The sequence below is a fragment of the Mucilaginibacter sp. genome (genome assembly GCF_965201005.1).
GTDB lineage: Bacteria > Bacteroidota > Bacteroidia > Sphingobacteriales > Sphingobacteriaceae > Mucilaginibacter_A.
In genome coordinates, this window is the sequence record NZ_OZ241747.1 from 1,349,030 (window position 1) to 1,371,210 (window position 22,181).

The window sequence follows — 22,181 nt, forward strand, 5'->3', positions numbered from 1 at the left end:
AAAAGGTACTAAAATTCAACCCATGCCAAAACTGGTTTTATTACTTCGGATTAAGGACGGAATATTTTTCGTTCAGGAGTGGCTGGACAATGTAGAAAAATTAGTTGACGAGATTGTAGTGGTTGACAATGGCTCTACAGACGGAACTTTTGAAATCCTGCAAGCCCGTCCAAAAGTTGTTGATATTGCCCGAACTGAAGGATTTAATGAAGGCCGCGATAAAAACCTGGTTTATGCCATGGCCAGAAAACGTAACCCGGATTGGTGCCTGTGGATTGATGTAGATGAATTGTTTGAGCCCGAATTGACACGTGCTGATTTTGACAGGTTAATGCAGCGGAAATTTGTCAATAAATATCGCTTCCGCCGTTTTCATTTTATAGATCGAGAACATTTTGCGGGTTCTAAAGCACGTTTGCATTACTCTGCCGGGCATGATCGTGTGCTCTGGCGTGAATCGCCAAGCGGTTATTTTGAAGATTTTATCATTGATTCGCCCATGGTGAAAGGCATCAGCGGCCTGCAAATCAATACAGATTTCAGGATAAAACATTTGGGTTACATCAACAAGGCAATCGTTGATAAAAAAGCAGATATCTATCGGGCTATCATCCCGGAAAAAGAGGAAACTTTTCAGGAAATGTACTTGCGAGATGAAAAAAAGATAAAATGGGTAGATAAAAGAAGTAGTTTGAAAGTGCGGAAATTAAACTGGTATCTTTCCTGCGTCCGGTTAACAACATTACTGCCAAGGGCTTTTAACAAGGTTTTTAGGTTGATAAAAACAGCATTCAAAAAATCAGGAGAACCCAAAATTGCATAAAAGATGAATCATATCATCAAGATTTTTAATTACAGGTTTACGGTAAAAGAATTCTTAATCCTGTTTTTCGGGTATCTGTTTATGGAGCAGATATTTTCCTGGCTTTTTGCGCCCACATCAGCCATCATTCAGCCTTATCAAAAAATTTTTGGTTTTGTGATATATGGTTATATGCTCATCAATATCAAACAGTATAAACCTAACGAGCAGCTGTTTATGGGTATTTTTGCCCTGATTTTAGTTCGATTGGTATTAGAATCTTTATACGTTTACAATACCTTTTTTCAGCAGCTAACAATGTATTATGTGCTGTTTCCGGCCGTATATTCATTGTTCATCAAAAACCTTTGCCGCACTTACGATTTTGACCTGCTTGAATTTATGGCCAAGTTTTATTTGTACACTTACTTGATTTTCATGGCCATTTACGGCCGCGGTTTTTCTTTTAGTCTGGAAGGTTTAGATCTGCAAGATTTAGGTGTGTTTTCCGGAGATGGCCGGATCATTCACGCTACTTCTGTTTTTATGCTGATTTTGCCGTTTTTATGGTATCTCAACAAATTCATCAAAACCAAAAAAGCGATGGATATGATCCCGCTGGCTATATGTTTTATCGCAATCCTGATCCATCAGCACCGCTCGGTTTGGAGCAGTTGTATTGCAGCATTGTTTATTTACCTGGGCATCAGTATGCGGGTGAACAAAGAAAACATTCCGAAGATTTGGAGCTTGGCCGTTGGTAGTATAATTGCCTTGTTTTTCGTATATTTCTTTGTTTCAACCATGTTCCCGGAGTTGACAGATTTTTTAGGTGAGCGGTTCAGCGAAATTTTTGATCCTAATCAGCTGGAAAGTACCGGCCGTTTCCGGATTGAACAACGCGAAGTTTACGGCACGCTCTTTTTACAAAGGCCAATTTTCGGCTGGAATTTTGAAGGCTTTGAAATGCCCAATCCATTAGTAGATTGGTGGCCCGAAAAAACCGGACAACATTTTCACGAAGGTTTTATGGAAGTTCTCTTCTACCACGGTATTGTCGGGTTGTTGTTTAAATATTCATTTATATTTTATATCGGTTTCCGCGCTTTCAGTCGTAAACTTTCAGAAGAAACCGTTGTGCTGATGGCTTTTTGTTTGTCCGGATTGCTATTTTCACTTAGTTATGTTCCGCAGATAATATTTTGGGGACATGTTGGCCTGTGCTTGTATTATCTTGAAAAAGATGATTTAAAACAGCATAATAATGAATTGCCGGAAGATGATTTTGAGCATGATCCATTGCCAAAGCAGCTTTTTAAAGGCAGAAAAGTGCTTGAATTAGATGCCCGTTAACGAAAATATTTTGTATGAATTACATATGTACCTGGCTTTGTGCAGATAAAAAAGGAGAAGAAAGCGTATTTTTTCAAACCGGCGAAGTTTCATCTTCTCAAAAGCATCAAAATATTTACTGGCGTTGCATCCTGCTGTTTTATGTTACCAGCAAACGTTTTAACAAGCAGGAAAAGCATTTATTGTTTACCAACGTGCAGCAGTTACCAGTTGTAGATGGTATCAATGTTAAAGCTGTTTTGACGGATTTGGAGGTGGAGGTTATCCATACAGATTTCAAATATAAAACACCAAATGGTTATTTTGGCTCTTTTCAAAACCAGTTTTACGAATTTTCAATTTTAGAATACATCAGCAAAAACAACCGTCACGAAACAGATAATTACCTGATTGTTGATTCGGATTGTATTTTTATCAAACCTGCCCGGCATTTATTTAATGCCGCATTACCTCTTGGTTTTATTTCTTTTGAAGATCCGGTCAAGCCTGATTATGTGATCAACGGTTTGAGCAGAAATGACCTGAAAACCATTTATCAGGAATTGCTCGGCACAGAAATTAACGAAATCCCATCTTATCATTTAGGCGAATTTTTACTTTGCAGTGTAGCCAACATCCAAAAAATTTATGCTGATTTCGAACAGCTCTGGCCGCAGTTGCTGGAACGGAACGATAAAGGTTTGATGAAGTTTAATGAAGAAGCACATACGCTGAGCTACCTGTATTTTAAAAACGGGTTTCGCGCCAGCACCGATGCTTCTTTTATGAGGAGAATTTGGACGAACCCGGTTTTTTACCGCGAAGTAAGAATAGCTGATAAGGAATTGATTTTGTGGCACTTACCTTCAGAAAAAACCTTTGGGATTAAAACATTGTATAATTTGTTTTTCCATAAATCAACAAATTACGGCCTCAGTATAAACGATCAAAAGTATATAAATTTAGTGCAGAAAGCGGTTAGCGTTCCGCGTTTGTCTTTCAGGATGAGGTTAAAATATTTTGCAGTAAGTTATTATAAAGCACTGAAAAAACGGTTTAAAAAACTGCCCGTCGTTAAGAAACTATCTAAATAAATCATTTTTTTATGACGATTGCCGTATTGCTTACCACCTTCAACCGAAAACAAAAAACACTAGCTTGTTTGCAAAGCCTCTATCAGCAGCAATTGCCGGAAGATGTGCATTTAAAAGTGTTTTTAACAGACGACAATTCTGCTGACGGAACTTCTGATGCGGTAAAAACACATTTCCCGGAAGTGCAGGTTTTCAACGGAAGTGGCTCCTTATTTTGGGCTGGCGGAATGCGCAACACCTGGCAAAAAGCTTTGGCCGCAAATCCTGAGTTTTATTTATTGTTAAACGATGACACTTTGTTAACCCAAGTAGCTGTTGCATCACTTTTAAAATGCAGTGGTTATGCAAAAAGCAAAGGCAATAAACCGGCGGTTTGTGTAGGCAGCACGGCAGACGATGAAACCGGAAAAATATCATATGGAGGCAGAAAATTAGCCGATAAAAACAGTTGGGGCGAAGGTTTTTTGGTTTACAGTGAAACAGAATTTTTAAACTGTGATGTAGCCAACGCCAATATTTTGCTGGTTCCGGCGGAAGTTGTAAAAGAAATCGGGATTTTATCCACCACTTTTACACATGGTTTAGCAGATTACGATTACACCTTAAAAGCCAAAAAAGCCGGTTTTGGTTTACTGGTTGCGCCCGGTTTTTTAGGGACTTGTATTGATGACCATGGCAACAACTGGAAATCTGCCAATACAACTTTAAAAGAACGGCTGGCATATTTAAAAAGTCCGAAAGGTTTGGCTTATCACGAATTTTTGGGTTTTATTAAAGAACATTTCCCTAAATCTTATCCGGCTGTTTTTGTTAAATTGTGGTTAAAAACATTATTCCCGGTAATTTGGGACAAATTCAAACATAAATAATGGAAAAAACAATTATTGGTGTTTTTTGCTATAAACGGGCTTCTAAATTAAAAGCTGCTGTGGAGGCTTTGCTAAAAAACCCGGAATGCGCTGAAATGGACATTATTTTTTTTGCGGATGGTTACAAAGGCGAAAAAGACAAACAAGGCGTACTGGAAACACGTGCCTACATCAATCAGCTAACAGGTTTTAAAAACATTTACAAGCATTATCGGGATAAAAATTTCAGTACCGGGCCAAATTTTCATACAGGTTTAAGTTATCTTTCCAACAATTACGACCAGTTTATAATTGTAGAAGATGATTTGGTGGTTACGCCAAATTACATTAAATATCTGCTGGATGCTTTAGCTTTTTACAAGAATGAAAAATCTGTTTTTTGTGTAACCGGTTTCGCTTTTCCGCTGGAAATTGGCAATTATCCTTTTGATACAATTATGGCCAACCGCTTTTGTTCTTATGGCTGGGGAAGCTGGGGCGATAGAGTAAAAAACGTAGTTTGGGACAAAGCAGGTTTGCAAAAAATCGTGCAAACTTCACCCAATTTCAAAAACCGCTTAAATCAGGAAGGGATGGATTTGTACCGGATGGTTTTGAAAGAAATTAATGGCACGATTTCTACCTGGGACATCCAAATGCAGGTTCATGTTTCCGAAAACCGGTATCAGGTAGTTTACCCGATCATTTCTAAAGGAACAAATATTGGTTTCGATGAAGAATCAACCAATACTTTCGGAGTTGATTATTTGCAAACGCCGCAAGACTTGGGCACAAAAAGAACTTTTAAGTTTTGCCCGGTTGATGTAATCGAACCAAATTTGCAAAAGCAATTGAAAAAACCTTACAGCTTACCGGTTTTGGCCAAGAGGAAAATTATGAACGATCTGATCAAATTCGGGTCAAAATTTAAAAAAAACAATTAGGTCGATGCTTCTTTTACCTGCCTAAATTTTAGGTGATAAAAGAAGCATCCCATAAAATATTTCTGTATAAAATGAAAAAAGCTATTGTAATCGGTTCCGGTATTTCCGGTTTGAGCATATCCGCCATGTTGTCTGATCGTTACGAAGTCCGGATTTTAGAAAGATCGGAAAAAGCCGGCGGATTGATCAAGTGCGACCGGATTGACGGAAATCTTTTTCATCGGGTTGGCGGTCATGTTTTCAACAGCAAAGATCAGGCTGTTTTGGATTGGTTTTGGAAACATTTCAACCGTGATGAAGAATTTTTAAAAGCAATCCGTAACGCTAAAATTTTACTTGGCGGAAAGCTGATCGGTTATCCTTTGGAAAATTATCTCTACCAATTGCCGGAACATGAAACCCGTGCAATTGTGGAGGAACTGATCCAAATGCTGGTGAACGAAAAAGATAAAACGGCGCATTATGATAATTTTAAGGATTTTTTGATTGGTAACTTTGGAGAGAATTTGTACCGGCTTTATTTCGGTCCGTACAATTCTAAAATCTGGCATACTGATATTGGCAAAGTACCGCTGGAATGGCTGGATGGAAAACTGCCGATGCCGCAAATCAAAGAAGTCATCATTAGTAACATTGTAAAAAAAGAAGAAAGCAACATGGTGCATGCTTCTTTTTATTACCCGAAAGTTGATGGTTCGCAGTTTATTGTTGACCGGCTTGCAAAAGATCAAAACATCCAATTATCGTTTACCGTCTCTAACATTGCTATCGATGTAAATGGTTTGTTGTCTATTAATAATAACCAAATCTTTACAGATATAATTGTGTATTGCGGTGATGTACGCCAGTTGCACAACATTGTTAAAATTGATGATGCCGAATTGAAAAATGCTTTAGAAAGTGTAGCAGATTTACCATCTAACGGAACGTCAAATGTGCTGTGCGAAACAGATGAAAATGATATTTCGTGGTTATATCTGCCTGAAGATCAGTTTAAAGCGCACCGTATTATTTATACTGGAAATTTTAGCGATACCAATAACGAAGGCAGCAACAGAAAAACCTGCGTGGTAGAATTTTCCGGAAAACAGGAGCAGGAAATAATGCTGGAAGAATTGAAAAAACTTCCCGGAAATTTGAAACCGCTGGCATTCAATTATGAACCGAATTCATACATAATTCAACATAAAGAAACCAGGCATAAAATTGTTAACTTAAAACAACATTTAGCCAAATACAATATTTACCTTTTGGGGAGATTTGCCGAGTGGGAATATTACAATATGGATAAAGCAATTGAAGCAGCAATGGATTTGAACAAAAAACTTTCTGAATCCTAATTTTAATAATTTTGAAAGTATTAGTAATTCATACAACGTACAAGTATAGAGGAGGAGAAGATACAGTTGTATCCGAAGAAATAAAACTATTACAGCAAGCGGGCATCCAAGTTGAATTGTTGGAATTTAATAATGATAAAAATGCCCTGCTAAAACTTATACAGCTACCTTTTAACATCCAATCTTACTACACAACAAAACAAAAGCTGGCAACGTTTAAACCTGATGTTGTGCATATTCATAATTTACATTTTGGCGGTTCGCCTGCTGTAATTTATGCCATTAAAAGAAGTAAAATTCCGTTTGTAACCACTTTGCACAACTTTCGTTTGTTGTGCCCATCTGGTATCCTATTTAATAACGGAAAGCTTTTTTTAGATTCATTGCATCAAAATTTCCCATGGAAAGCTGTACAACTTGGGGTTTATAAGAAATCAAAGCTGATTACTTTTTGGCTTGGTTTATCAATGTACATTCACAACAAATTAGGTACTTGGAAAAATTGTAACAAGTATATTGTATTGAGTGAACATGCGCGACAATTGTTTCTTCATTCTAAATTAAACTTATCTGAAAATCAGTTAGTTGTAAAACCAAATTTTAGTTCTGTACCAAGTTTGCAGGAACAGGTACGGGAAGATTATTTTTTGTATGTTGGAAGGTTATCCGAAGAAAAAGGTATCATGCTTCTTTTATCGGTGTTTTCTTCTTGTCCGTATAAAATTATAATTGCCGGTGACGGGCCGTTGAAAGATGAAGTTATTAAATATGATTCCAATTATCCGAACATAGAATTTGTAGGTAGTTTACAAAAGACAGAAGTTTTTAAATTTTTACAGCAATGCACAGCACTTGTTTTCCCTTCGGTTTGGTTTGAAGGAATGCCTTTGATCATTATTGAAGCTTTTGCTTGTGGCACGCCTGTTGTTTCGTCTAAAATTGGTGCAATGGAAACGATGATTACCCCAGGTTATAACGGCTTGCATTTTGAAGTCAATAACGAAACTGATTTTAAAAATAAGTTGAGTGATTGGATGAATTTAAGCATTGAAGAAAAGAATTTATACCGGATAAATACTTTAAAAGCCTTTGATGCTAATTATATCAGCAGTAAAAATTTAGAACAATTGCTGCAGGTTTATAATGAAGTAACTGGCTGACAAATTATTATTTTAAACTAATATTGTTTATTTTTCGGATATGGAAGGAAAGGTTGCCCTGATATTTGTTTTCAATCACAAGTATGATCGAAATATAGATATTTTAGAAAACTTGTACAAAGATCGTTTTTCTAATATTTATCACTTAGTCCCATTTTATGATGGGGACAAAAAAAATGTGATTTCTGTTTACGAAAGTTCTCAGTATTTTCAGGGTTATCTGGCACAAGGTTACAAAAAATATTTTCAGGAGAATTATGAACATTATTTTTTCATCGGTGATGATTTGATCTTGAACCCGGCCATAAATGAAACTAATTACAAGCAGTATTTTCATTTATCGGAAGATTCGTGCTATATTCCGGAGGTACATTCTTTGCACAACTTAACAAATAACGATACTTTGCGTTTTTTGCCGGTCAAAAGTATAATAGGAAAAAAGCAATGGTATTGGTGCAAGATCAAAGATTTGGTGCAGGATTATGGCCACAAAGCATATGGTGTAGAAAATACAAATGAAATGCCGTCTGATCAGGAAGCTGCGGCAATCATAAAAAAACATGGTTACGATGTACAATCCGTTTCTTACAAAGATTTGCACGGTGATGTGTTACCGCTTACTTCTGCAACTTTAAAGTACGCCTTGCATTTAAAATCTTATTTTAAAGAGTTTAAATTAGCTTATCCTGTAGTTGGTTCTTATTCTGATATTGTAATTGTTTCTAAACAAGCAATAACTAAGTTTTGTCATTATTGCGGTGTATTTGCAACCAATAAACTTTTTGTGGAATTTGCAATTCCTACGGCCTTATTATTAGCAGCAGATCAGGTTATAACAGAAAAAAATATTGGTAAAAGAGGCATCATTTATTGGCTGTACACCAAGCCGGAAATAGAAAAATACGAAGAAGATATGAAACCTTATCATCAAAACTTAGCAGAATTGATGGCCAATTTCCCGGAAGACAAATTATACATTCATCCAATTAAACTATCTAAGTGGAAAGTGTAATCTAATGCGATAACACAGGCTTGTATTTAATTTTATATTTAATTAAAGTAAAAAGGAAAACAGGGCCATAATACAAGTAACGTTTCCACATTCGCTTCGGTTCGTTTATCAATCTCCCAAACCACTCAAAACCCATATTTATCCAAAAGTTACTTGGCCTGTTCATGGTTTCGGCATAAAAATCAAAAACTGCACCGATCGATCCGATAATTTTTGTGTCCAACTTTTCGCGATGTGCAACAGCCCATTTTTCTTGTTTTGGTGCGGTCATCCCAACAAATAAAACATCAGGTTTAAACTGATTTACTTCTATAATCATCCTGTTGTTATCAGTTTCTGAAAATGCAGGTTTGAACGGAGGGGAGTAAAACCCAACACGAACATGCGGAAACTCAATAGCTAATTTGGCTTTTATTTTTTTTAAGGTTTTCTCGGAAGAACCCAAATAAAAGCAACTGCCATACTCTTTGTTAAGCTTGTTTAACAAATGTATGTGAAGATTAGAACCGGAGATTTTTTTTATTTTTTGTCCGGATTGCAACCGGATTGCCGCAACAATGCCAACCCCGTCTGGCAACAAAACATCAGATCGTAACAAAGAATTTTTAAACTCGTTGTCCTTCTCAGCCAAGCAAAATGAGTATTGATTAATTGTGTTGACAACTAACTTTGGCAGCTTCGGCAAATCATCCAATGATCTGGAAAATAGATCATAGCCCACATAATTACTTAAAATCTGATCCATTTCAGTATATTCTATATATAATTCCTGAATTTTTACTTTTACAGAAAATTTTTGATTTGTTATACAATGTATGTACGTTAAACTTTAGAAATTAGATTCTAAAAAATAAAACTAATTGCAGTAAAAAGCTATAAATCTCGAACCTTTTAAAAAACATAGAATTGAAATGGGAGGATTTTGTAAAATTTGACATATATTTTGCAGAAGCGATTTTTGCTAAATTGTAAGAGCCTGTTTAAAATTTATTGAATAAGTTTTAGATACTTCTTTTATCAGCTAAAAAATGGTGGTTTTTTATTTAGGATTGAAGCGGACACTAAATTTTATAGGGTAAAAGAAGCATTACATTTTTTTCGGATATAAATTTTAAACAAACTTTGATTGTAAAGTATTTTAGGAAAATAAAAACTTGCAGACAGCAACGTGTTGAAAAAACAACCATGTAACAAAATATTTTTCAATCGGGTTGCGTAGGCTTGTTTGGGTTTTTCATTTGAAAACGGGGTTTATAAGTCGGCTTGTACGGTTTAATTTCGGGTTGCTGCTCGTTTTCTGCTGATGCTGATTCCTCCTGCGTTTGTTCAGCAATTGGTTTCGGAAGGTTTTTAAAGTTAAAGCGTGGTACATAAGCCGGTTTTGGGAGAGTTTCTTCCGGTGCTGTACTTGTATCTGCGCCGTTATGATCAGGAATAGTTTCAACATTTGGTACAACAGGCTCCGATACTGTTTTTACCGTATCTTTTTTAATGTTCTGCATGTTGAACCGGGGTTTAAAAGCCGGTTTTGTTGTTTCACTCTCCGGTTTAGCAGGCTTCGGTGAAGCTTCCGTTGTTTCTTCCTCAAGCTGATTTTTAGTGTTGGGAAGATTTTTTGAATTAAACCTCGGTTTGAAAGCTGGTTTTATAACTGTAGTTCCTTGCTGAGATTGAAGGATATCCTGTTCTGCTTCTGCTAAAGAAATATCATTTTCTGCAACGTCCGGAGCAGACAAGGCCACTAATTCATCTTCTTTAAATTTGGGTTTTTCAATACCTGTGTCCAAATTTTGTGCGGCAGCAACAGCAATGCCCTGCACGGCTATATCAGAAATAGCTTCGGCTAAAACCGGATGTGGTTTAACAATTTCTGGTAAAGGATAAGTGCGGCGCAAATTATTAAACCAATATTTTTTGGAGTGATCAAAACTTTTCTCACCCATTAAAGGATATTCCCGGTTAAACTCAGCATATACAGCAGGTTCGGCCTGTTGCAGTTGATGTAGGTCTATTTTCTTTTTTTTGAAAAAATCTTCGAAAGTTAGCATTGAAAAGAAGCTGAGTAAAATAATCGTAAGGTGATTATAATCGAATCAATAGTCAGTTTTGATTAAACTTTGATTCTAAATTATCTAATCGGCTAACAATTTTTTCGTTCACAATAAGCTGTTGATCGAACTGTTTAAGTGCCACTTCCATAAAAGCGGTTAACACTTCTCCTTGTGTTTGAAGGCTTTTGTTTTGCAACTCCAGCGTTTCAGAATGTTTGTTCAACATTTCAGAATGCTGATCCAGCTTTTTTAGCATGTCCGCAATTATTTCAAGCAAATCTTTATCAGCCATAACCCTAAATTTATTTCACCAAGATACTTCTTTTACCACACAAAAAACCGTCAATTACTCCGCCATGTTGTGGTAAACGGCCTGCACATCATCGTCTTCTTCCAGCTTGTCAATCAGTTTCATCACATCGGCAACCTGTTCTTCGGTAACTTCATGGTACGATTGTGCAACACGTTCCAGTTTGGCACTTTTGGTTTCGATGCCTTGTTCTTCCAACGCTTTTTGCATCTTGCCAAAGTCTTCGTAGGCGGTGTGGATTACGGCCAAATCGTTTCCTTCTTCATCGGTTTCCACAAATAAATCTTCCAGTCCGGCATCGATCAGTTCCAGTTCCAGTTCATCAAGATCTAATTCTTTCGGCTCAAAAGTAAAAACTGATTTACGGCTGAAAATAAAGTCCAGCGAACCCGTTTTGCCTAAAGAACCATTGGTTTTGGTGAAATAACTGCGCACATTGGCCACCGTTCTGTTGGTATTATCGGTAGCGGTTTCTACCAAAACGGCAACACCATGCGGCGCGTAACCTTCATAAACAATTTCGTCGTAATTACCTTCATCTTTGCTGGTTGCCCGCTTGATGGCCGCTTCAACACGGTCTTTCGGCATGTTTACCGCTTTGGCGTTTTGCATGGCCGTGCGTAACCTTGAATTGGTATCCGGACTGCCGCCACCGGCTTTAACCGCCATTACAATCTCCTTGCCCAAACGCGTAAATTGCACGGCCATTTTGGCCCATCTTTTAAATTTCCGTTCTTTACGGAATTCAAATGCTCTTCCCATTTATATTTTTTGTTGATAGATTATCGTTTTGTGCCGACAGCAATCAGTTTCCGGCAATCAGCTTCAAAGTTAAAAAATTGATTTAAACGTTTGAAGTTTGGTTACAGGTAGATGCTTCTTTTATGCACTAAAAATTGGTGTTTGAAAGGTTCTTTCTCCACAAAACCAAAATCTTTCGCATATTTGAATAATTAGAAATTCAAATTAATTGCTTAAACAAAAAATGAAAGTAGCAGTAGTAGGCGCCACCGGTTTGGTTGGTACGAAAATGTTGCAGGTTCTGGCAGAACGCAACTTTCCCGTAACAGAGTTGATTCCCGTAGCTTCCGAAAAGAGCATCGGCAAGGAAGTTGAGTTTAAGGGGAAAGCCTATAAAGTAGTTTCTGCGGAAACAGCTATCAACCAAAAACCGGATATTGCTTTGTTTTCGGCCGGAGGAAGCACTTCAACAGAACAAGCGCCACTTTTTGCTGCAGCCGGAATTACGGTTATCGATAATTCATCTGCCTGGCGTATGGACCCGACAAAAAAGTTGGTTGTGCCAGAAGTGAATGCCGATGTTTTAACTGCGGAAGACAAGATCATCGCCAACCCAAATTGTTCTACCATACAAATGGTGGTGGCGTTAAAACCGTTGCACGATGCTTACAAAATCAAGCGTGTGGTGGTATCTACCTATCAATCCGTAACCGGAACTGGCGTAAAAGCCGTTGTGCAATTGATGAACGAGCGCAAAGGAATTGACGGGCCAATGGCTTATCCGTATAAAATCGACCTGAACGTGTTGCCCCAAATTGATGTATTTACCGATAACGGTTACACCAAAGAGGAGATGAAAATGATCAGGGAAACTCAAAAAATCATGGGTGATGAAAATATAAAAGTAACGGCCACAACGGTGCGTATCCCCGTGATGGGCGGCCATTCAGAATCGGTTAACGTGGAATTTGAACATGATTTTGATCTATCCGAAGTAAGAAACATTCTTGAAAAAGCACCCGGTATAATCGTGATTGATGATGTGGCCAACCTGAAATATCCGATGCCGCTGGACGCACACGGAAAAGACGAGGTTTTTGTGGGAAGGATCCGCCGGGACGAAACACAGGCCAATACGTTAAACTGCTGGATTGTTTCTGATAACCTGCGCAAAGGTGCAGCTACCAACGCCGTGCAAATTGCCGAATATCTGATGGAAAACCATTTGATCGGGCAAGCGGTTGAAGCAGTTTAGGTAACCCGGCCATTTTACAAAGAAAGGTGTTTGCATAGGTCAACACCTTTTTTTATGTGCTAAAAACAGCATCGTCATTTTTTAAAATTTTTCAAAACCAAGCCCAAAAGCTGCTGTTTTAAATTGGCCAACCGGATAAACCAGTTGGTATCAAAATAAAACACAATGGCTGATTTAAGTAATAAAAAAGTAGCGATATTGACCGAAAAAGGTTTTGAACAGGTAGAACTGACCAGTCCGCAGCAAGCTTTAAAAGATGCAGGTGCAACGGTTGATGTGATTTCCCCGGAAGGTGGCGAAATTAAAGCGTGGGACCAGACGGATTGGGGGATCACCATCACAGCAGACAAAAAACTGAGCGAAGTTAGTCCGGATGATTACGATGCGTTGGTTTTGCCCGGCGGCGTGTTGAACCCGGACAAATTGCGCCAGGACAAAGACGCGGTCGCTTTTGTTTCTGCATTTTTGGATGAAGGAAAACCGGTGGCCGCGATTTGTCATGGGCCGCAAACGTTGATCGAAACGGGCATGATCAGCGGTCGGCAAATGACTTCTTATCCATCCTTAAAAACAGATTTGAAAAATGCCGGTGTAAATTGGGTTGACGAAGAAGTTGTGGCAGATAAAGGGTTGGTAACCAGCCGTACGCCAAAAGATTTACCGGCTTTCAACAAAAAAATGATCGAAGAAATTATGGAAGGCCGGCACAATGTACCGGAAGTGCATCATTCCCCGGGTCAGAAAATCTGATTTTATACCGATAAAAACAGTATCAAAAAAGCAGGATCAAAAACGGTTCTGCTTTTTTTGTTGGAGAAGCTGGAAACGATTAGCATTTAGCTATCAGCAAAACCCTGAAAAATCAAAGAATGATTAAATTTGCAGTTACGTGTATCAAATTGGCTTTAGCTGATTGCCGACAGCTGAAAACTAATAACTAGAATGAAAAAAGCCCTCATTATCGGTGCCGGAATTGCCGGGATTGCAACCGCCATCCGTTTGGCTGTAAAAGGTTTTGAGGTAGCTGTTTTTGAAGCCAACGCTTATCCCGGCGGCAAACTGGCGGAAGTTGTGCAAAATGGTTTTCGGTTTGATACCGGCCCAAGTTTGTTTACCATGCCGCAATATGTGGATGAGCTTTTTAAGCTGGCCGGCGAAAAACCGGATGCTTCTTTTACTTACCAAAAATTGGATTTGGTTTGTAAATATTTTTATCCCGATGGAACAGAACTTAATGCTTCAACAAACCTGGAGAATTTTGCGGATGAAATTGCCACAAAAACCAAAGATCAACCGGAATCCATAAAAAAGTACCTTAAAAACAGTAGGCGAATTTATCAGATCACCAATCACGTTTTTTTGGAAAAATCTTTGCACCGATTGAAAACTTACCTGAGCTGGCAAACGCTGAAATCCGTTTTGAGGTTTCCGCAGATTGATGCTTTCCGATCGATGCACCGCGCCAACAATGCTTTTTTTACCGACCCAAAAATGGTGCAATATGCGGATCGGTTTGCCACATACAACGGTTCTAACCCGTACAAAGCACCGGCAACTTTAAATGTGATCCCGCATTTGGAGCAGCATTTTGGCGCTTATTTTCCGGATGGCGGCATCTATCAAATTACGCTTTCTTTAGTTGCCTTGGCGGAAAGGTTAGGGGTGAAATTTCATTATCAATCTCCTGTTGAACAGGTTGTTATCGAAAAAAGTAAGGTAAAAGGAGTATGGATAAAAAGGAGCGGAGAGCGAATGCAAAATAAGGAACGGGATGGCGAATTTATAACGGCTGATGTGGTGATCTCTAACATGGATGTGTATTTTACATACAAAAAGTTACTGGCCGATCATCCGAAGCTGCTGCCGAAACGGATTTTAAAACAGGAACGGAGCAGTTCGGCATTGATATTTTATTGGGGGATCAAAAAACAGTTTCCGCAATTGGATTTGCATAATATTTTTTTCAGTGCAGATTATCAGGCTGAATTTGAACACATCTGGCAAAAAAAAGATATAACCGATGATCCGACGATATACCTCAACATCAGCTCAAAATATAAACCAGATGATGCACCGAATGGTTGCGAAAACTGGTTTACAATGATCAATGTTCCTTCAAACCAAGATCAGGACTGGGACAAACTGATTGCATCGGCAAGGCAAAACATTATTCAAAAATTATCCAAAGCTTTAGGCGAAGACATTGCCAAACTGATTACCTGCGAAAGCATTTTAGATCCGCGCAGCATCGAAAGCAAAACATCTTCTTATCAGGGTTCGCTTTATGGCACGAGTTCTAACAGTCAGTTTGCGGCTTTTTTGCGGCATTCCAACAAATCCTCCAAAGTTAAAAACCTGTATTTTTGCGGTGGTAGCGTACATCCCGGCGGCGGCATTCCGTTAGCTTTGTTATCTGCAAAAATTGTAAGCGATTGGATTTCAATAAAATAACATCAAAACCGGATTTGATTTTTCCGTTGTAATTTAAAACACAAATCCCGGTTCCAAATTCTACCTTTAACCTTTAACCTTTAACCTTTAACCTTTAACCAGCCGGTTTTGCCGATGAAACCTTACCAATGGCATATTTTGTGGCGGATACTGCTTTTACCGCTTACTTTTGCGGCGGCGGCTTATGTGGCTTTTCATTTCGGTTTCCACTACGCGATGCTGTTTTTACCGGTGTTTTTTTGGCAGCTGGGCAACCTGTATTATTTTCAGCATAAAACCCACAAAGAGTTGCAGCAGTTTGTAGAAGCCATCCATTACCGGGATTTTTCTAGGCATTTTGACGATAAACATACATCAGCCAATTTGCAGATTTTGCGCCAGGGTTTTAACGAGATCAACAGCACGTTTAAAATGATCTCGCGCGAAAAAGAAACGCAATATCAGTACCTGCAAAAAATTTTGGAACTGGTTGGAACGGGCATAATTTCGTACGAAGCATTGACTGGTAACGTACAGTGGATGAACGAGTCGCTGAAAAATATGCTGCAATTGCCTTACCTCCGCACTATCCATTCGCTGCAAAAACGGGACGAGGATTTGTACCTGGAAATCATCAGCTTAAAAAGCAGCGAAACCAGGATTGCAACGGCCCGGACCGAAAAAGCCACGTTTAAAATGCTGCTTTCGGCAACGGCTTTTCAAACGGAAGGCAAAGTTTTCAGGCTGATTGCATTCCAGAATGTGGACGAAGCTTTGGACGAGACCGAATCCCGAGCCTGGCAAAAATTATTGGGCGTGATGACGCATGAAATCATGAATTCTATCGCACCGATTTCATCATTGGCGCACACGTTAAAAAACCGTTTGCAGGAAGCCAATGCTTCTTTTATGCCTGAAAAAAACGGATCGGTTTTGCTGGAAGACCTGGAACTTGGCATCGATACCATTCAGCGGCGAAGTGAAGGTTTGTTAAAATTTGCTGAAACCTACCGTAACCTCAATAAAATCAATACTTTAAGTGTGAAAAAAGTATTGGTGCGCGATCTTTTTGAAAGCCTGAACACTTTAATGGAACCAACTTTAAATCAGAAAAAAATTGAGCTGGACATCATTTTAAAAGATCCGGCTGTAACCATTGAGGTGGACCCGAACCTGATCGAACAGGTTTTAATTAATTTATTGGTGAATGCCATTGAAGCCGTGAAAGACCGGCCGGAACCGCAAATTGTACTTTCTGCTTCTGTTTTAAACGATAAAAAAACCATGCTGAAAATAGCAGATAACGGCACCGGTATGCCCGAAGATGTGCAGGAACAGATTTTTGTGCCATTTTTTAGCACCAAAAAAACCGGAAGCGGTATTGGTTTAAGTTTATGCAAGCAGATTATGCTGTTACATAAAGCGCATATTTCAGTACAATCTGTGGAAGGTGAGGGGACGGCTTTTTTGCTGGTGTTTTAGAATTGATTATTGTTTGTACTTTTAAGAATATTAACCGAATCACAATTGCTAAATTTATACATTATTGCAGGTTGCAACTGAGCTGGAAAAACAACCGCATCTTTCACAATTTTGCCTGAAATGTTGGATTGCAAAGAATTTATAAATGCAGATGAAATTGCAAAAGGGATTTCACCATTTCAACCTGAAACCGTTTCTTTTTTAGCCGGAAGAATTATGTTGGAAAGGATAAATGAATTGTTGGAACAGCAGATAGATTTTGCAATTGAAACAACTTTAACAACGCTTTCTTATCAAAAAACAATTGCCGTTGCAAAAAGTAAAGGTTATCGTGTTACTTTGATATTCTTCTGGCTGAATGATGTAAACTTAGCTATCGAAAGGGTAAAAATGAGAGTTGCAGAAGGCGGGCACAATATTCCAAAAGAGGTAATTATTCGACGTTATTATAAAGGAATTTTTAATTTGATTAATGTTTTTACAAAATTATGTGATGATTGGATAGTCATTAATAATTCATATGATCCATATTACGTTGTTGCCAATGGTAAAAATAATTTAAGTATTGAAATTAAAAACAGAAGAAGTTGGATGCAAATTTTAAATTTAGCAGATGGAAAAAGTTGATTTAAAACATAAAGAATTAGTTCAGAAAATTGAAAAAGGTTTGGATCTGACTTTTAAAAAACTAGTAAAATCTAAACGTCAAACAGGAGGTAGTTTTGTTTTTTCTAAAAATGGGGTTATCAAAAAAATTAAGGCGGAAGATATGGAAGATTAAAAAACCTATTTTAAGATGATGCTTCTTTTATCCTTATAAAAACTGGTTTTGGTTTTATTGATATCATAAAAATCAAATAAAAGTTTGATGATTTTTATGCCCTAAAAGAAGCATCATTTCATATTTATCTTTAGGTATAAGCTTTCAATTAGTCTTGCGCTTTTTGCCAAATGGCAAATGCAAACCAATGTATATCCGGTAACTTGCACAAATGGAAGCACTCATCAATTATTTATTGCAATTCGGCCATTTGAACCAGCAGCAAATTGACCTGGTAAAAAGCAAAGGGGTTTTAAAAGAATTAAAAAAAGACGAGTATTATGCCGAAGCTGGAAACATACCGCGTGAAGTCATTTTTTTGACTGAAGGGATTTTTAGGATTTGTTATTATAACAACAAAGGAGAGGAAATTACCAAATACTTTATCGATGAAAATAACTTTGTGGTCGACATCAATAGTTACAATCAAAACATTCCATCTTCAGAATATGCACAAACGATTACAGATTGCAAATTCATTTTTTTTTCTAAAGAAGCAATGCAGGAACTATCAATGACGATCATTGGTTGGGACAATATTATCAGTAAAATTACGGCAAAAGGATTTGCTGATAAGGTAAACAAGATTAGTTCTATGATGGCAGAAGATGCAACTGAACGTTATCTTAACTTCTTTCAAAAGTTCCCTAAACTTGCAAACCGGATCCCGTTGTCGTATTTAGCTTCTTATCTGGGTATTACACAATCGTCTTTAAGCCGGATCAGAAAAAACATCAGCGGCTAAATTGCTTTTTGCCAAATGGCAAATGGTTTCATTTTTCTATTGATGAAATTTGGGTTATAATTTAAAAAAAGATAAAAATGGAATTAATCATCCTTACAGGCGCAACAAGTGGTATTGGCTTTGAATGTGCTATGCAAATGGCCAGAATTGCACCTAACGAGCAAATTATACTTGCTTGCCGAAATCAAAAGTCAGGCGATAAAGTAATTCAAAACATTAAACAAAAAACAGGACATAAAAATTTAATTTGTATGCCATTGAATTTGGGATCTTTACAATCTGTACGAGAGTTTACAGTACAATTTTCAAAGCAACCCAACAATAAAATAATTGCGTTGATAAACAATGCAGGCATCCAAAATGTTGCGGAAACTCAATACACAAAAGATGGTTTTGAAGTTACTATTGGTGTAAATCATTTGGCTTCTACTTACCTTACTTTATTGCTTTTGCCGTTTATGGACAGTAATGCAAGTATAACGTTTACGGCAAGTGGCACACACGACCCAAAACAAAAGACGGGAATGGAACCGCCCATATTTAAAAGTGCAAAGGAATTGGTATATCCAACCGAAACAAATGAAAAACCAATGACCGTAGGGCAACGCAGATATACAACTTCAAAATTATGCAATGTCCTGACCACCTACGAATTGCAAAGAAAGTTATCAAAAACCAATATCAGGGTAAACGCCTTTGATCCGGGATTTGTGCCTGGAACAGGCCTGGCCAGAAACTATCCGCCTTTCTTGCGCTTCATATCCGACCATATATTGCCCGTGCTTAGATACTTTGTGCATAACGTTAACACAGCGCAGGTATCGGGCAAACGTTTAGCAAACCTTGCTTATGCTGACCAATACAAAAATTTTAAAGGAAAATATTTTGAAGGCGAAAAAGAAATCAAATCTTCCGCAGATTCATACAATAAAGAATATCAAGATATTTTATGGACATCAACAATTGACCTGCTTGGCATAAAACAGAATGAAACTTCTGTTCAATTAGTTTAATAATAAATATGTAACAGCTAAAAAAATGTAGCGTTAAATATCAAATAAATAAAAAGGCAATTCAAATAGAGTTGCCTTTATTTGTGCTATATAATTTATACAATGACAAACAACAACATAAAAGCATACCAGAACAATCCGCAATTGCAAACACCAAAAGCACCGCAAGGATGGCAAGGGACACCTGTTGATCAAAAAGGTAGATTTCTAAACTTGAACCATCCTTTTGTCCCAAATTGGGCGGATGTATTTCGTTGGAAGTTGGAAGCCAGCCCTTTCAAAAAAGAAAAAAAAGCAGAAGTTTGGGACCCAATTGTTTACAAGGACAATTCCTGGTTGTATGAAAGTAATGATATGATTGTTTGGCTTGGGCACAGTACTTTTTATATCCGTTTGGCTGGGGTCAGAATACTCACGGACCCTGTATTTGGTGATATTCTTTCGGTTAAACGGCGGTCTGGATTTCCTGTTGATCCACATCTTTTAACAATTCTTGATTATATTTTGCTGTCGCATGATCACCGTGACCACTTGGATGATAAAAGTTTGAAACTTTTATCCAAGCAAAATCCAAATGTTAAATATTTGTCAGGGTTAGGCATGAAAGAAATAGTACATAGTTTCACCGGTTCAACTAGCATTGAAGAAGCAGGCTGGTATCAGCAGTATAATACCGGAAGCGGCCCGGTAAAAATCACGTTCATTCCTTCCAGGCATTGGTCAACACGCGGTTTGTTTGATACCAACCAACGGCTTTGGGGAGGGTTTGTGATAGAAACGGCAAGCAAGCGTATTTTATTCGGCGGCGACAGCGGTTATGATACGCATTACAAAGAATTGGCATCGGTTTTTGGCAGCTTTGATTATGCCATTTTAGGGATTGGTGCTTATGAACCTGTTTGGTTTATGAGTGCCAATCATCAATCTCCGGCAGATGCGTTAAAAGGTTTTACAGAATTGAACTCCACCCGTTTTATACCGATGCATTACGGTACTTTTGACCTTTCGGACGAGCCGCTAAGCCAGCCTTTAAAAGATCTGCAAGTAGCGGCAAAGAAGCTTAAACTGGAAGCAAAATTGGATGTATTGAATATTGGAAAACCATTAATTTTATAACCTGATTTCAGATGCTTCTTTTATCACCTAAAAATTTATCTTTTCAAACTTGGACAACTATACCAATTTTTATGGCATAAAAGAAGCATCGCATATTTGGAAACTTGTAAACCCCAAGTACAAGTTAAAAAAAATCACCACAAGATTTCTAACTTAAACAAACAGGAAAATATATTTTACTTTTTTCCAATTTGATGTTTGATGTTTTTCCGGTGCATAGTGCCCCAATTGCTCAAAGAACGCACTACATCTTCTAAAGTGTTGCTGTATTCGGTAAGTTGGTAATCAACTGTAACCGGTGTCGCCACAGCATTTACATTTCGTTTTACAAAACCATTCATTTCCAAGTCTTTCAGTTCGTTGGACAATACCCTGGCTGAAATTCCGGTTATAGTCCGCTGCAGTTGATTAAATCTTTTATTGCCATTAAACAAAGCAATAATTATCCTTAGTTTCCATTTGCCGCCCATCGCATACAATGCATCGCCAACTGCCTGAAGCATTGCCGCACATTGTTCGTCAGAAGCATTACTGCTTAGTTTACAAAGTTCCATTTATTAAAAATCTACTAACCTAAAGGTTACTGCTAACCTTTTGTTTACTACTGATATTTGATAAGCTAATGTACCTACATTTGAAACAGAAATTTTAAATTTTTTTTAAAAATGCTGAACAAACGGATTGTTAAACAAGCTAAAATAAAATGAACCGGACCATAATTATTGTTGGCGTCCTGCTGCTCCTTGTAGTAATTGCTTATTTTTATTTTGCTTATGCGCTCGTTCCAAACGAACCTCAGCTTAGCGCGAAAATTGAACAAGCCACAATCCAAGTGAATAATCAAACGAGAAGTTATTTGTACTACATCCCGAAAAAGCTAAGCCCTAAACCTGCATTAATTATTGCTTTGCACGGAACCGGAATGAATGCAGATAAAATGCGGCAATGGACAGCCTATGAGTTTGACCAGTTGGCGGATCAAAAAGGGTTTGCAGTGATTTATCCAAACGGCTACAAAGGCAATTGGAACGACTGCCGAAGCGATGCGCCTTTTCCGGCAAAAAAAGAAAATATAGATGATGTTGGTTTTATCCGGAGCCTGATCGAAAATTTTAGTAAAGACTATGGAATTGACCCGGGCAAAGTATATGTGTTCGGATTTTCAAATGGCGGACAAATGGCTTTGCGCCTTGCCATGGAAGTGCCGAATTTAGTAGCTGCTGTTTCCGCCGTTAGCGCCAATCTTCAAACGCCGGCCACTTGTTCCTGTGTTTTGGAAGGACAAACATCAAGGGTCATGCTAGTAGCCGGGACCAAAGACCCGATCAATCCCTACAATGGTGGCGAAGTAACGCTGTTTGGCTTGAAAAAGATTGGGACAGTGGTTTCTGCCCAGGATCCGCGCAAAGTTTGGCTGAACGGAATGGTGCCACAATTAAGCCTCTAATAGAAAAAGTGCCGGATTTAAAAGAAAAAAATTTTAAAAGAGACAATGAAAGTTATACAGAACGCCAAACATGGATAAAAGCAGGGCAAACTTTCGTTGAACTTTACACTGTTTACGGTGGCGGACATGTAATCCCGCAACAAAACTTTAGGTTTCCAAGGTTGATGGGCAAAACTTTTAAGAGCTTTGATACGCCTAAACAAGCTGTTTCCTTTTTTGGTCTTTAAGCCAACGAGAAA

General features: G+C 38.0%; 24 protein-coding genes. 19 read left to right on the top strand and 5 right to left on the bottom strand.

What is annotated here, in order from left to right:
• Window positions 1-22 precede the first annotated feature (22 nt).
• The 8 genes from ACOFKR_RS06255 (at window position 23) to ACOFKR_RS06290 (ending at window position 8,532) form a co-directional block, all read left to right on the top strand.
• Complete coding sequence (locus ACOFKR_RS06255) at window positions 23-823, top strand: glycosyltransferase family 2 protein (RefSeq protein ID WP_419803162.1); 801 nt, start codon at window positions 23-25, stop codon at window positions 821-823.
• 81 nt (window positions 824-904) lie between these two features.
• Window positions 905-2,155: an O-antigen ligase family protein gene (locus ACOFKR_RS06260; protein WP_419803163.1), complete on the top strand. Its 1,251-nt coding sequence runs from the start codon at window positions 905-907 to the stop codon at window positions 2,153-2,155.
• 14 nt (window positions 2,156-2,169) lie between these two features.
• A complete protein-coding gene (locus ACOFKR_RS06265; RefSeq protein WP_419803164.1) occupies window positions 2,170-3,228 on the top strand; it encodes a hypothetical protein in 1,059 nt (352 codons plus the stop codon).
• 11 nt (window positions 3,229-3,239) lie between these two features.
• On the top strand, window positions 3,240-4,097 hold the full coding sequence (locus tag ACOFKR_RS06270) for a glycosyltransferase family 2 protein (protein ID WP_419803165.1): 858 nt from the start codon (window positions 3,240-3,242) through the stop codon (window positions 4,095-4,097).
• On the top strand, window positions 4,097-5,020 hold the full coding sequence (locus tag ACOFKR_RS06275) for a glycosyltransferase (protein WP_419803166.1): 924 nt from the start codon (window positions 4,097-4,099) through the stop codon (window positions 5,018-5,020). Before ACOFKR_RS06270 ends, ACOFKR_RS06275 begins: the two co-directional genes overlap by 1 nt.
• Before the next feature lie 71 nt (window positions 5,021-5,091).
• Window positions 5,092-6,360, top strand: a complete 1,269-nt coding sequence (locus ACOFKR_RS06280) for a protoporphyrinogen/coproporphyrinogen oxidase (protein ID WP_419803167.1) — start codon at window positions 5,092-5,094, stop codon at window positions 6,358-6,360.
• 11 nt (window positions 6,361-6,371) lie between these two features.
• A complete protein-coding gene (locus ACOFKR_RS06285; RefSeq protein ID WP_419803168.1) occupies window positions 6,372-7,520 on the top strand; it encodes a glycosyltransferase family 4 protein in 1,149 nt (382 codons plus the stop codon).
• Window positions 7,521-7,560: 40 nt separating this feature from the next.
• Window positions 7,561-8,532 (top strand): hypothetical protein, encoded by a 972-nt coding sequence (locus tag ACOFKR_RS06290; RefSeq protein WP_419803169.1) that lies wholly within the window; start codon window positions 7,561-7,563, stop codon window positions 8,530-8,532.
• A gap of 1 nt (window position 8,533) precedes the next feature.
• On the opposite strand, the gene ACOFKR_RS06295 is transcribed toward ACOFKR_RS06290, so the two are convergent.
• From ACOFKR_RS06295 to ACOFKR_RS06310, 4 genes are all read right to left on the bottom strand, one after another.
• On the bottom strand, window positions 8,534-9,277 hold the full coding sequence (locus ACOFKR_RS06295; protein WP_419803170.1) for a WecB/TagA/CpsF family glycosyltransferase: 744 nt from the start codon (window positions 9,275-9,277) through the stop codon (window positions 8,534-8,536).
• Between the two features lie 457 nt (window positions 9,278-9,734).
• Window positions 9,735-10,580, bottom strand: coding sequence for a hypothetical protein (locus ACOFKR_RS06300; protein ID WP_419803171.1), 846 nt, complete (start codon window positions 10,578-10,580; stop codon window positions 9,735-9,737).
• Between the two features lie 52 nt (window positions 10,581-10,632).
• Window positions 10,633-10,875, bottom strand: a complete 243-nt coding sequence (locus ACOFKR_RS06305; RefSeq protein ID WP_419803172.1) for a hypothetical protein — start codon at window positions 10,873-10,875, stop codon at window positions 10,633-10,635.
• Window positions 10,876-10,929: 54 nt separating this feature from the next.
• Window positions 10,930-11,655, bottom strand: coding sequence for a YebC/PmpR family DNA-binding transcriptional regulator (locus tag ACOFKR_RS06310; RefSeq protein WP_419803173.1), 726 nt, complete (start codon window positions 11,653-11,655; stop codon window positions 10,930-10,932).
• A 223-nt stretch (window positions 11,656-11,878) separates the two neighbouring features.
• Here ACOFKR_RS06310 and ACOFKR_RS06315 point away from each other — a divergent pair, with 223 nt between their 5' ends.
• From ACOFKR_RS06315 to ACOFKR_RS06355, 9 genes are all read left to right on the top strand, one after another.
• On the top strand, window positions 11,879-12,889 hold the full coding sequence (locus tag ACOFKR_RS06315) for an aspartate-semialdehyde dehydrogenase (RefSeq protein WP_419803174.1): 1,011 nt from the start codon (window positions 11,879-11,881) through the stop codon (window positions 12,887-12,889).
• Window positions 12,890-13,054: 165 nt separating this feature from the next.
• Window positions 13,055-13,639 (top strand): type 1 glutamine amidotransferase domain-containing protein, encoded by a 585-nt coding sequence (locus tag ACOFKR_RS06320; protein WP_419803175.1) that lies wholly within the window; start codon window positions 13,055-13,057, stop codon window positions 13,637-13,639.
• A 192-nt stretch (window positions 13,640-13,831) separates the two neighbouring features.
• Entirely contained in the window at window positions 13,832-15,340 is a 1,509-nt protein-coding gene (crtD, locus tag ACOFKR_RS06325; RefSeq protein ID WP_419803176.1) for a 1-hydroxycarotenoid 3,4-desaturase CrtD, read from the top strand.
• A gap of 114 nt (window positions 15,341-15,454) precedes the next feature.
• Window positions 15,455-16,801, top strand: coding sequence for a sensor histidine kinase (locus ACOFKR_RS06330; RefSeq protein ID WP_419803177.1), 1,347 nt, complete (start codon window positions 15,455-15,457; stop codon window positions 16,799-16,801).
• 120 nt (window positions 16,802-16,921) lie between these two features.
• A complete protein-coding gene (locus ACOFKR_RS06335) occupies window positions 16,922-17,428 on the top strand; it encodes a zeta toxin family protein (protein ID WP_419803624.1) in 507 nt (168 codons plus the stop codon).
• The gene (locus ACOFKR_RS06340) at window positions 17,415-17,582 is read left to right on the top strand and encodes a hypothetical protein (RefSeq protein WP_419803178.1); all 168 of its coding nucleotides are present in this window, start codon (window positions 17,415-17,417) and stop codon (window positions 17,580-17,582) included. The genes ACOFKR_RS06335 and ACOFKR_RS06340 overlap by 14 nt, the downstream gene beginning before the upstream one ends.
• A 211-nt stretch (window positions 17,583-17,793) precedes the next feature.
• A complete protein-coding gene (locus tag ACOFKR_RS06345; RefSeq protein WP_419803179.1) occupies window positions 17,794-18,366 on the top strand; it encodes a Crp/Fnr family transcriptional regulator in 573 nt (190 codons plus the stop codon).
• Window positions 18,367-18,443: 77 nt separating this feature from the next.
• Window positions 18,444-19,379, top strand: coding sequence for an SDR family NAD(P)-dependent oxidoreductase (locus ACOFKR_RS06350; RefSeq protein ID WP_419803180.1), 936 nt, complete (start codon window positions 18,444-18,446; stop codon window positions 19,377-19,379).
• A 102-nt stretch (window positions 19,380-19,481) separates the two neighbouring features.
• On the top strand, window positions 19,482-20,495 hold the full coding sequence (locus tag ACOFKR_RS06355; RefSeq protein WP_419803181.1) for an MBL fold metallo-hydrolase: 1,014 nt from the start codon (window positions 19,482-19,484) through the stop codon (window positions 20,493-20,495).
• Window positions 20,496-20,671: 176 nt separating this feature from the next.
• On the opposite strand, the gene ACOFKR_RS06360 is transcribed toward ACOFKR_RS06355, so the two are convergent.
• Complete coding sequence (locus ACOFKR_RS06360) at window positions 20,672-21,049, bottom strand: winged helix-turn-helix transcriptional regulator (protein ID WP_419803182.1); 378 nt, start codon at window positions 21,047-21,049, stop codon at window positions 20,672-20,674.
• 149 nt (window positions 21,050-21,198) lie between these two features.
• On the opposite strand from ACOFKR_RS06360, the gene ACOFKR_RS06365 reads away from it, so the two are divergent.
• Together ACOFKR_RS06365 and ACOFKR_RS06370 are read left to right on the top strand one after the other, a co-directional pair.
• Complete coding sequence (locus ACOFKR_RS06365; protein WP_419803183.1) at window positions 21,199-21,942, top strand: alpha/beta hydrolase family esterase; 744 nt, start codon at window positions 21,199-21,201, stop codon at window positions 21,940-21,942.
• Window positions 21,943-21,950: 8 nt separating this feature from the next.
• Window positions 21,951-22,169, top strand: a complete 219-nt coding sequence (locus ACOFKR_RS06370; protein ID WP_419803184.1) for a hypothetical protein — start codon at window positions 21,951-21,953, stop codon at window positions 22,167-22,169.
• Window positions 22,170-22,181 lie beyond the last annotated feature (12 nt).

Coding starts and splice junctions, on each gene's coding strand:
- ACOFKR_RS06255 (WP_419803162.1), top strand. CDS start 23: ATGCCAAAACTGGTTTTATTACTTCGGATTAAGGACGGAATATTTTTC.
- ACOFKR_RS06260 (WP_419803163.1), top strand. CDS start 905: ATGGAGCAGATATTTTCCTGGCTTTTTGCGCCCACATCAGCCATCATT.
- ACOFKR_RS06265 (WP_419803164.1), top strand. CDS start 2,170: ATGAATTACATATGTACCTGGCTTTGTGCAGATAAAAAAGGAGAAGAA.
- ACOFKR_RS06270 (WP_419803165.1), top strand. CDS start 3,240: ATGACGATTGCCGTATTGCTTACCACCTTCAACCGAAAACAAAAAACA.
- ACOFKR_RS06275 (WP_419803166.1), top strand. CDS start 4,097: ATGGAAAAAACAATTATTGGTGTTTTTTGCTATAAACGGGCTTCTAAA.
- ACOFKR_RS06280 (WP_419803167.1), top strand. CDS start 5,092: ATGAAAAAAGCTATTGTAATCGGTTCCGGTATTTCCGGTTTGAGCATA.
- ACOFKR_RS06290 (WP_419803169.1), top strand. CDS start 7,561: ATGGAAGGAAAGGTTGCCCTGATATTTGTTTTCAATCACAAGTATGAT.
- ACOFKR_RS06295 (WP_419803170.1), bottom strand. CDS start 9,277: ATGGATCAGATTTTAAGTAATTATGTGGGCTATGATCTATTTTCCAGA.
- ACOFKR_RS06300 (WP_419803171.1), bottom strand. CDS start 10,580: ATGCTAACTTTCGAAGATTTTTTCAAAAAAAAGAAAATAGACCTACAT.
- ACOFKR_RS06305 (WP_419803172.1), bottom strand. CDS start 10,875: ATGGCTGATAAAGATTTGCTTGAAATAATTGCGGACATGCTAAAAAAG.
- ACOFKR_RS06310 (WP_419803173.1), bottom strand. CDS start 11,655: ATGGGAAGAGCATTTGAATTCCGTAAAGAACGGAAATTTAAAAGATGG.
- ACOFKR_RS06315 (WP_419803174.1), top strand. CDS start 11,879: ATGAAAGTAGCAGTAGTAGGCGCCACCGGTTTGGTTGGTACGAAAATG.
- ACOFKR_RS06320 (WP_419803175.1), top strand. CDS start 13,055: ATGGCTGATTTAAGTAATAAAAAAGTAGCGATATTGACCGAAAAAGGT.
- crtD (WP_419803176.1), top strand. CDS start 13,832: ATGAAAAAAGCCCTCATTATCGGTGCCGGAATTGCCGGGATTGCAACC.
- ACOFKR_RS06330 (WP_419803177.1), top strand. CDS start 15,455: ATGAAACCTTACCAATGGCATATTTTGTGGCGGATACTGCTTTTACCG.
- ACOFKR_RS06335 (WP_419803624.1), top strand. CDS start 16,922: ATGTTGGATTGCAAAGAATTTATAAATGCAGATGAAATTGCAAAAGGG.
- ACOFKR_RS06340 (WP_419803178.1), top strand. CDS start 17,415: ATGGAAAAAGTTGATTTAAAACATAAAGAATTAGTTCAGAAAATTGAA.
- ACOFKR_RS06345 (WP_419803179.1), top strand. CDS start 17,794: ATGGAAGCACTCATCAATTATTTATTGCAATTCGGCCATTTGAACCAG.
- ACOFKR_RS06350 (WP_419803180.1), top strand. CDS start 18,444: ATGGAATTAATCATCCTTACAGGCGCAACAAGTGGTATTGGCTTTGAA.
- ACOFKR_RS06355 (WP_419803181.1), top strand. CDS start 19,482: ATGACAAACAACAACATAAAAGCATACCAGAACAATCCGCAATTGCAA.
- ACOFKR_RS06360 (WP_419803182.1), bottom strand. CDS start 21,049: ATGGAACTTTGTAAACTAAGCAGTAATGCTTCTGACGAACAATGTGCG.
- ACOFKR_RS06365 (WP_419803183.1), top strand. CDS start 21,199: ATGAACCGGACCATAATTATTGTTGGCGTCCTGCTGCTCCTTGTAGTA.